General features: G+C 57.8%; 1 protein-coding gene. It reads right to left on the bottom strand.

The window, feature by feature from the left end; all coding sequences use genetic code 11:
* Positions 1-196 precede the first annotated feature (196 nt).
* A partial coding sequence (locus EH240_RS37510; protein WP_125007306.1) for a putative quinol monooxygenase occupies positions 197-472 on the bottom strand: 276 nt, incomplete at its 5' end.

Here is a 472-nt window from a genome sequence, read left to right as displayed (position 1 = left end):
CAGGAGATCGATCCCCGCGGCGGCGGCGGCGGCGGCTTCCTCCGTGCTGGTGACATAGAGCATCGAAAGCTTTTCGCCCCGTCGCTTCTTCGCGCGTATGTCTTCGACGTGAGGTCTGTTGTGGTGCATGATCGTGGGTCTCCGCGAAATGCGACTCCCTTTAATGAGTCTCGCTTACTCAACTGTATTAGGAAGGTTAGGACTGAACCCCACCCTGAAAGAGGGTCCCAAGCTTGGTGTTCAATTGAGCGTTCTCGGGTGCGGAAAGGTGCGTCTCGAAGGCCGCCTGGTCCGCGTAGACCTCGTAGACGACAAACTTATCTGGTCGACCGTCGACTTGGTGGCAAGCAAACGCTCCGTTCCCAGGTTCTTGCCGAACAATGCGCCCGTAGTCGCATAGCAAGCCGCGGACCTTTTCAACCGTCTCCGGAAGAGCCGTGACTTCCGCGATTACGGCTTTCGGGTTGATGTC

Source organism: Mesorhizobium tamadayense, from assembly GCF_003863365.1.
GTDB classification, from domain to species: domain Bacteria; phylum Pseudomonadota; class Alphaproteobacteria; order Rhizobiales; family Rhizobiaceae; genus Mesorhizobium; species Mesorhizobium tamadayense.
Note: the sequence above shows the minus strand (reverse complement) of the source record. Positions and strands in the feature narration are given on the sequence as shown.